The following is a 9,803-nucleotide window of genomic DNA, read 5'->3' on the forward strand; positions in this document are numbered from 1 at the left end:
TCGTTGTTATTAATTAGTTATCTAGTTAGGGCGTGTCCCTATTTACAACTTAAATAAGTTATGGTCTAAAAATGGCTATATTTTCGCCAAACTGTGTCTAATTTCTAGCTAATATGCCTATATTATCTTCGGAATTATTCGTGTTTGACAAAAATCTATCTCATTTTTAGCCTCATAATCCAAGTAGGGACACGCCCAAGTAATAAGTATTAGATAATTTAGAAAGTATAAATTTTTGATTTTTAAGATATTAGTTAAATATTATTGAGTTATTTGCAGAAGTTATATACCTTTAAATTCTAATGCTATACACATAGTCTTAAATTTATTCGCTTAAATCATTTATTCGCTTAAACATTTATTTGTTTAAATCACAATTTTAAAATCTGTAGAATTGTTTAACAATGGGCTTAATAACTATGATAACATTTATTAATCAAGCTCATAACCTCAAGCAACGCCGTAGAGGTTTTTCTTTTAGGTGAGTTATCGGGTACTGTTAATAGTTAACCCTATCAAAATATTAATCCTATCAAAAGAAGAAGGCATTAGTGAGTTTGTTATTACTTAAACCTGCGTTGTCTGTGGTCATTGATAATTGCTTAATACTTATTACTATTTATTGATCGATCGATCATCAGCAACTGGTCAAAAAGTAAGACAGCTTGAGTTTACTAAGCCTCGATATTCTTAAATTTTTATTTATAGTCTTATTTAGCTCGAACTAACTATAGCCGTCTTACTGCATATTAATCTATGGGTAAGGCGGTGTTTTTTTTGTATTTGAAAAACTCACTAAAGTAGCTATTAGGCGGTTCAATAGGCATATTGCCTTAAATTTTAATTTTTTTAGTCTCAATGGAGTAGGTATGAGTATGCTAAACCCTTTTTACCCCCAAAACCCTATTCAGTTCTCAGCTCAGGACGTATTAAACCCAGAGTTTATCAATCGACCTTCTAAAGAGTTATTCAAATTAATTTCGCCTCTTTATAGTGCTGATGAAGACGAGTGGTTAAGTCAGTTACTTCCATTAGCTCAGCCTAAGACGAATAATGAGGGAAGTGAGCGACAAGCCATTAGTGATCAGACCAAAAGCTTGGTTGAGCATGTACGCAGCAATGATAAAGCTGTGAAAATGGTTGACTCCTTATTATTAGAATATAGCTTAGATACTCAAGAAGGTATCTTATTAATGAGTTTGGCTGAAGCTTTGATTCGTGTGCCAGACAACGCCACAGCAGATGCGCTGATTCGCGATAAAATGAGTGTAGCGGATTGGAAAAAGCATTTAAAAGATGACAATGGTTTTATCGTAAATGCCTCTACTTGGGGGCTGATGATGACAGGCCGTGTGGTCAGTATCGATAGTGCTACCAGTGCAGCAGGCATTTTGGACCGCATGACCAAAAGAATGGGTGAGCCTGTGATTCGTAGTGCTATGCAGCGCGCGATGAAAATTATGGGTCATCAGTTTGTACTAGGTGAGACCATTGAGGAAGCCAATCGCAATAGTCAGCCGTATCGTAATAAAGGCTATACCTATTCATTTGATATGCTAGGTGAGGCTGCGGTCACTCATAATGATGCTGAAAAATACTTTAGTGATTACTTACATGCTATTCGTTCTGCCGCTCACGTAAAAGTTAAAGACGGTATGCCTAAGCCTTCGGTTTCAATCAAACTTTCTGCATTGCATCCTCGCTATGAAGCTACCCAAATAAATCAAGTCTTGGGTCTACTTCGTCAACGCTGTGTTTTATTAATTGAGGCGGCTCGTGAGGTGGATGTTGATATTAGTATTGATGCTGAAGAGGCGGATCGTCTTGAGGTATCTTTGAAGTTATTTGAATCCTTATACCGCGATACCATGACTCAAGATTGGGACGGGTTAGGCTTGGTAGTACAAGGGTACTCAAAGCGTGCTTTGGCGGTATTAGCTTGGTTGGCAAGCTTGGCCAAAGAAGTCGGTGACCGTGTCCCAGTACGTTTAGTAAAAGGCGCTTACTGGGATTATGAAATTAAACTGGCTCAGCAAAAAGGCATTACTGGCTACCCAGTATGGACCCGTAAAGAGGGAACCGATGTGGCTTATCTGGCCTGTGCAAGATTTTTATTAACTGAACAGATTCGCGGTGTACTATGGCCTCAGTTTGCTACGCACAACGCCCATACTTTATCCTCAATAATGATTATGAGTGCACATAAAGATTTTGAATTTCAAAGATTGCATGGCATGGGCGATGCGCTTTATGATCATATCTTGCAGGCTTACAACATTCCAGTACGTATCTATGCGCCAGTTGGAGCCCATAAAGATTTACTGCCGTACTTAGTACGACGTTTACTTGAAAACGGCGCCAATAGCTCGTTTGTACATCAACTGTTGGATAAGAGCCATCCTGTTGAGCAGTTGACTGTGCATCCCTATGACAAGCTTACCGAACATGAGACGCTACATAATCCGCTTATTCCAATGCCGCTTGAAATCTATGAAGATAGATTGGCCTCCTTTGGTCCAAACATTTATGTTGACTCTCAGTGGCAACCTTTTAAGACAGAAGTCGATAAATATCTTAATAATACTTGGACTGCTAACCCAGTTATAAATGCTAAGCAAATTGATACGTCAACTGTGAGTAGCTTACAAGTCAATAAGGTTGTGGCGCCTTGGAACCATGAGGTTGTAGCTGGCGAAGTAGTATATGCAGATGCAGAGCTTGCTAGTAAAGCCATTGAAGCGGCAGTAGCCGGTCAGAGCCTGTGGCAGCAAGTAACCGTTAAGGAACGTGCAGCTATATTGAAGCGGATTGCTGATCTTTATGAGCTAAATTTCGCGCAATTGGTGGCTTTATGTCATAAAGAAGCCGGTAAAACACTTCAAGACAGTATAGATGAGATTCGTGAAGCAGTAGATTTCTGTCGATTTTATGCCAATGAAGCTGAACGTCTTAGCATGCAGATCAATACGTTTACCGATTTAGCGGGTCAAGAAGTAACCCAAAATCGCGTGGCACGCGGCACCATAGTGTGTATCAGTCCATGGAACTTCCCATTGGCTATTTATACCGGACAGATTGTCGGTTCTTTAGCCGCGGGTAATACAGTGGTAGCTAAACCTGCGGAACAGACTAGTTTAATTGCTTATCTTGGTGCACAACTTATGTATCAAGCAGGCGTACCTGATTATGCATTACAGTTTGTGACGGGAGCGGGTGAAGTTGGTGGTGCCTTAACTTCATCGCCATTGATTGATGGGGTAGTATTCACAGGCTCCACTCAGACAGCGCAGGCCATTAATAAATCTCTTTATAGCGCAGATAGAACCGCTCAAACCAATACTGCGGTTAACCTATCTAAAGATCTACCTTTATTGATAGCTGAAACGGGCGGTCAGAACGCTATGATTGTAGATTCAACGGCACTGCCAGAACAAGTGGTAAAAGATGCAGTGTTATCTGCTTTTGGATCTGCAGGTCAGCGTTGTTCAGCGTGTCGTGTCCTTTGTTTGCAGCAAGACGTTGCAGATTCGGTTATCGAATTGCTTAAGGGAAATATGGCGCAGTTGGTGGTGGGTAATCCTTCAAATGTGACAACAGATGTGGGACCAGTAATTGATGTAGATGCACAAAAAGGATTGCGTTCACACCTTGAGGAGATGCGTAAAAGTAAACGTGCTCGTATTGTTGCGCAGACGCCTATCAGTTCAGAGTCTGCCCACTATTTAAGCAATAGCACCTTTGTATTACCCACTGCTATCGAAGTTGACAGTATTGATGTTATTGGCGGTGAACATTTTGGACCTATCTTACACATTATACGCTATAGAGCAGGTAAGCTTGATGAGCTTATCGACGAGATTAATGCTACAGGTTATGGCTTAACATTAGGTATTCACAGTAGGATTGAAACAGTTGCTGATCATATTGAGCGCCGTACAAAGGTGGGCAATACCTATATCAACCGTAACCAAATCGGGGCGGTAGTTGGTGAACAACCTTTTGGGGGATGTGGATTGTCAGGAACCGGACCAAAAGCCGGTGGTCCTCATTATGTGGCCAGATTGACCAAGTGGCAATAGGTTTAAAATTGAGTATTAGACCAAGTTTAATGCCTGAAATCTGAAACCAATAAAATTCTACTTAGACATGATATAAAGGATAGCTAATGACCAAAGTATTTAAACAGAATCAAGCGCAGCAGTGTCAAGCTTGGGCACAACTAGGCGCAGTACATCGCAGTATACACCTAGCTGAAGCCAGTGTGAAATTAGCTGCTATCAGTTCCAATACTGAGCAAGCACAGCGCTTGTTCAATTATTTGTTGGCTCAAGCCGAAAGGTTGGATCAAATCATTAACTTAGAGGGGGCAACGGGTGAGTCAAACCAGTTGTACCTAGCACCTCGTGGTAAAGCAATGATATTAGGAACTCAATCAGCCAATCGTATTGCATTTTTAGGGCAGTTAATTGCAGCCTTACTGGCAGGTAACGAAGTGTTTATTCGTTTCCCAAGTCAACAACAGCTTTGTGAAGATGCTATGGCTGCTCTTAATCAGTCTGGCGTTTATGCAGGTGTGATGAGCATTACGAATGATTCTGAGTTGACAACGTTACTTAACATTAGTCGTTTGGCCGTTATTGGTGCTGTAGGAACGACTCAAGAGCTGATGTCTATCGGTAAAGATATGGCTGAAACCGATGGCATTTTGACCCAATTAGTTGCTGTAACAGACTTGGAGGGATGTAGTGAAATGTTCCAACCTGGCTACCTTGAGCGATATTGCACTGAGCGTGTCAAAACGGTGAATACTACTGCCATTGGTGGCAATGCTAGTCTCATTGAATTGGGTATGGGCTAGTATCGTTTATAAATGAATTTTTTTAATCATGTTTTAAATTATCGATAAGTCTATGTAAATAGCCTAAGCAAAAAAATTAACTAATTTCATTAAAAATTTTAAAATTACTGAATTTTACTAACGACAGTACTTGACGTAAACAAACCAAAGTTAACGAATGCTCTCTTGTTAACTGAAAGTAAATTGCTTAACCTGATGATAATAAGTGACTAAATATTATAAAGTAGAAATTAGAAAAGGTTAAATTATGGAATTACTTTCATTTATACCTATGACTTTGGCTTCAGTGTTATCATCGTTTTCAACGAATAGTGGCATTATCGAGGAAGCTAAGATTGGCACACATGTGAGTCCCGAAATAGCAGGCGTTTGGGAGTTGGATTATCAAGAGACGCCTGATTTTGCTTTACCAAGTACTAAAGTTAAGGGTAGCCAGAGAGTAGGCGGTGCTAGGGATAAAGATTTAGAAAACTTAATTTTAGCAGTGGAAGCATCTAGCCGTTTGTCTAATGAAGCACAGGCAGCTGCCGATCAAGTTGACAATTCAGCCGATAGTAGCAGTGATAAGATAGAAACGAATGTTGAACCTATCAAAGCTGCTGTTCGAAGTCCAGATTGCCGGGAGCGTTATAATTTTGGCGCTGACAATGTGGTGCGAACGACAAGTGGTGAAGAATGGACCTACGGTAAGTACATTTACCATTATCCTGATGAAGGTTTACCTATCATAGCCATTACCACAACTTATGATAACAACCAGCCTGACTGCTCTGGTATCCAAATTGATCAAAAAGGCGAAGCTATCATTGCTTATGTTGATTATCAACCTCAAAAAAACAAAATGAGATGGTGTACTGATGGTGAGGCTAACAATTGCTTTTTAAGCTTTAAGCAATTATTGCCTTAAATATGCGATAATCTGCTAAAGATTATTGGCTAAGATTTTCACAAGCGCGTGATTCATAAAGCAATCAAATTAAATACAAAAGCCACATAACTTGATGTGGCTTTGTTTTATTGTGCATTAACCGTTCTGATTTAATGACAAATTTCAAATACTCTACAATATAAGACTTAACTGATGAAACAAGCGACCGCACTGGACATCTTAAAAACGGGTAATAATGTATTCCTAACTGGCTCAGCAGGCTCAGGCAAAACTTATACCTTAAATCAATATATCCACTATTTACGTGCTCGACGTGTCCCAGTGGCAACTACTGCAAGTACTGGAATTGCAGCCACTCATATGAATGGTATAACTATTCACAGCTGGTCAGGCATCGGTATCAAAGATGAGATTACGGAACGGGATCTTACTAACTTATCTAGAAAGAAAATACTCAAAGATCGTCTTAGAGAAACTGCTGTTCTTATCATAGATGAAATATCTATGCTTCATGCTAAGCAATTGAATGCAGTCAATCAAGTTTTAAAGCATATGCGTCAAAGTGACGATCCATTTGGCGGTATTCAAGTGGTGGTGGCAGGTGATTTCTTTCAGTTGCCTCCAGTGGGTAATCGAGGTGAGAGCAACCGTGAGAAGTTTGCATTCATGTCAGATGCCTGGTTGGAAGCAGGATTTAAAATTTGCTATTTAACTGAGCAACATCGTCAGAATACCGATATTGAAGATCAATCTATTAATTTAGACAGCATTCTCAACCAAATACGGGGAGAAGATGGGGTAACCGCAGAGGCAATTGAAGCGCTGCAAAGTACCTTTTATCAGAATGTTGATATTAATAGAACCCGCTTATTTACGCATAATGTCAATGTTAATAAAATCAATGAGCACGAATTGGCCTTATTAAATGGCGAGACTGTTATCTATAATGCCATTGCCCATGGTGACAATAAATTGGTTGAAACCCTAAAAAAGTCTGTACGTACCAGTGATGAGTTGACCCTAAAAGTTGGGGCTAAAGTGATGTTTATTAAGAATAATAATGAGCTTGGTGTCTCTAACGGTACTATGGGCGAATTGATAGGCTTTACCACCATTAAACCTTTAAAATCTGCTAGTAATGCAAGTGACAAAGTGCAAAATCCTAACGATGAAGTTAATGAAGATAGTGATGATACACCTAATGTTGATGCAGACAGTAAGCGAGTACTTGATGCTGATACAGATGACGACAGTAATGTGGCGCAGCTTTCGGTAGAGTCGGATTCTCAAGATAATAAGTCGCTAGTCTCAACCGATAGATATCCCATAATTAAGCTCAATTCAGGCCGGCAAGTTATTGCTGAGGGTGAAGAGTGGGTCGTTGAAGATGAAAATGGAGAGGTTTTAGCCAGTTATACTCAAATTCCTCTTACCCTAGCATGGGCCATTACCATTCATAAGTCACAAGGTATGACGTTAGAAGCCGCTGAAATTGACTTATCCAAAACATTTGAGTTAGGTCAAGGCTATGTTGCATTATCTCGTCTTAAATCTTTACAAGGGCTTAAGCTACTGGGGATGAACGATTTAAGCTTAAGACTAGATCCATTGGCACGTGGGGCCGATTCAAGATTCCAAGTATTGTCAACTGAAGCACAGCAGGTTTTTGAATCTTTAGAAAATGAGGTATTAAAAGAGACGCATGACCGTTTTATCCTAACGTCAGGAGGAACACTTAGTAAAGCGCATATAGATGCTTTTGAAAAAAGCTCAAAGAGTCTTAAAAAGAAACAAGCTCAAATATTGGCTAAAAAAGACAAACTTAGTAATCAGTTAAGTGATCAATCAGATAGCACTTTAATGACTACCAAATTGCTATTAGAGGAAAGTTTAACCATTGCTGAAATTGCGCAGAGTCGTGGCTTAGCACAGGCTACGATTATGGGACATGTGTCTCTTCTTAAGCGTCAGGACCCAAGCTTAAACTTTGAGCATCTTCGTCCTGATGTATTAACTTTGGATAAAGTTAGTCAAGCCGTTGAATCGATAGTGGCAGAATCAGATCCGAACAACTTCCAAGCTGAGTCATCTGGCATTAAAACAGCAGAGGATACTATTCATGCGGATCAACCCTTTACTAAAGACAGAATCAAGCTTCGTCCTATATTTGAATATTTGAAAGAGGAAATAGACTATAATACTATACGATTGGCGCTAATATTTATTGATTAGTCAAAGTCTAATAGTTTTATTTTTCACTAAGTAGTGTCACTTTTGCTATTTATTCCTCATTCGATTTTAAGTTGTGTCTATGTCTTTCTCTTCTATATCCGCTGTCAAACAAACGCAGCAATCCCATATCCCTTTACGGATAGCTATTAATGGATTTGGTCGTATCGGGCGCAACGTACTGCGGGCTTTGATTGAGCGTTTTGAAGTGTTAGGCAGCGTAGTACATATTGTGGCGATCAATGATGTTGCAGATGCTGATACTTTACTGCATTTATTAAATTTTGATAGTACTCACGGCAGATTAAGTAGAATCGGAGTAGAGGCCACTATCAAAACAAATGCTTCAGGTCGTGATCAACTCTGTTTGGCCAAAGAAGGGGAGGTATATTGTATAAATTTAATAGCGATAGACTCTCCTGAGCAGTTGCCATGGCATACATTAAACGTAGATGTGGTATTGGAATGCACCGGTCATTTCCGTTCGTATGACGATGCCAGCCAGCATCTTAAAGCAGGCGCAAAACAGGTCATTATTGGTGCTGCACCTTTTGATAAAGTAGATGCCAGTATTGTAATGGGCGTTAATGACAATTTGTTAACTCGAGACCTTCCTATTATTTCCAGTGTATCTTGTACGACTCAAGCTTTAGTGCCTTTAATTTATGTATTAGACAAGGCTTTTGGTACTCAATCAGTGATGATGACCGAGATTCATGCAGTTACCGCAGACCAAAACGTGCTGGATCAACCACACCGTGACAAACGTAGAGCGCGAGCTTCGGGGCATAATATTATTCCTACTACTTCAAGTAGTATTGCAGCTACTGAGCGAACCCTACCAAATATGTTGGGCAAAATTAATGGCCATTCGATAAGAGTACCGACCATTGATGTGGCTGCTATCGATGTTAACTTTGTATTTGAGAAGAGCGTCACTATAGAGCAAGTTAGAGCTGTGCTAAAGGCAGCCTGCGAGCCGAGTAGCTCTTTGTACGGCATCATGGGTTATACCGACATGCCTTTAGTATCAAGTGACTTTATCCACCAGCCTGAGTCGCTTATCATTGATGGTGAGCAATTAATGCAGGTTGGGGCACAAGTGAAAGTTTTTGCATGGTATGACAATGAATGGGGTTATGCCAATCGCTTATTAGACATGTGTCTGTATCTACAACAAACAAAATAAAGCTTGAAAATACAAGTCTTTTAATTTTTTATTGAGCGGATTAGTTATAAAGGCTTTTAATACAAATATTAGTAGTAACAGTTTATTAGTGGTAACGGTTATAGGCATCAAAATTAATAAAATATAGCAACCGTAAAACCAAAAAAAAGGTCAACTTAATATTAAGTTGACCTTTTTTAAATTTGGCGGAGTCGGAGAGATTCGAACTCTCGAAGGGCTATGAACCCTTGCCGGTTTTCAAGACCGGTGCATTCAACCGCTCTGCCACGACTCCAATAGGTTGACTATTATAATCATTTTTTGAATGAATGCAAGGGTAACTTATTGAGAATATATAGAAAGCCTTTTAACGATGAAATAATAAATATATTTCTTATATTTTAGGCAAAAAAAACCAACTAATTACTTAGTTGGTTTTTATTGTATCTGGCGGAGTCGGAGAGATTCGAACTCTCGAAGGGCTATGAACCCTTGCCGGTTTTCAAGACCGGTGCATTCAACCGCTCTGCCACGACTCCATAGGTGCAGTATTATAGAGGGTTTGATAATGATTGCAACAATTATTTTTGATTTAATAAGAAATTTAGGTGTAATGGACAAAATTCATGCTAAAAAGTAGAAGGTAGTCGCTAATGGAC

General features: G+C 39.5%; 5 protein-coding genes and 2 tRNA genes. 5 read left to right on the forward strand and 2 right to left on the reverse strand.

The genetic code is table 11. The annotated features are described in order from the left end of the window. Positions 1 to 869: 869 nt before the first annotated feature. From putA to QZ265_RS00750, 5 genes are all read left to right on the forward strand, one after another. On the forward strand, positions 870 to 4,079 hold the full coding sequence (putA, locus tag QZ265_RS00730; protein ID WP_296402392.1) for a bifunctional proline dehydrogenase/L-glutamate gamma-semialdehyde dehydrogenase PutA: 3,210 nt from the start codon (positions 870 to 872) through the stop codon (positions 4,077 to 4,079). Between the two features lie 86 nt (positions 4,080 to 4,165). Then, a complete protein-coding gene (locus QZ265_RS00735) occupies positions 4,166 to 4,858 on the forward strand; it encodes a 1-pyrroline-5-carboxylate dehydrogenase (protein WP_296402394.1) in 693 nt (230 codons plus the stop codon). Positions 4,859 to 5,105: 247 nt separating this feature from the next. Beyond that, entirely contained in the window at positions 5,106 to 5,765 is a 660-nt protein-coding gene (locus QZ265_RS00740) for a hypothetical protein (protein ID WP_296402396.1), read from the forward strand. A gap of 174 nt (positions 5,766 to 5,939) precedes the next feature. Continuing rightward, positions 5,940 to 7,979, forward strand: coding sequence for an AAA family ATPase (locus QZ265_RS00745; protein WP_296402398.1), 2,040 nt, complete (start codon positions 5,940 to 5,942; stop codon positions 7,977 to 7,979). Positions 7,980 to 8,058: 79 nt separating this feature from the next. Further along, positions 8,059 to 9,165 carry a type I glyceraldehyde-3-phosphate dehydrogenase gene (locus tag QZ265_RS00750; RefSeq protein WP_296402400.1) on the forward strand — a complete coding sequence of 369 codons (1,107 nt, stop codon included), beginning with the start codon at positions 8,059 to 8,061 and terminating at the stop codon, positions 9,163 to 9,165. A gap of 183 nt (positions 9,166 to 9,348) precedes the next feature. Here QZ265_RS00750 and QZ265_RS00755 read toward each other — a convergent pair. Beyond that, a tRNA-Ser gene (locus QZ265_RS00755) sits at positions 9,349 to 9,439 on the reverse strand. A 153-nt stretch (positions 9,440 to 9,592) separates the two neighbouring features. Continuing rightward, a tRNA-Ser gene (locus tag QZ265_RS00760) sits at positions 9,593 to 9,683 on the reverse strand. Between the last annotated feature and the right edge of the window lie 120 nt (positions 9,684 to 9,803).

This window comes from Psychrobacter sp., assembly GCF_018260395.1.
Classification (GTDB): Bacteria; Pseudomonadota; Gammaproteobacteria; order Pseudomonadales; family Moraxellaceae; genus Psychrobacter.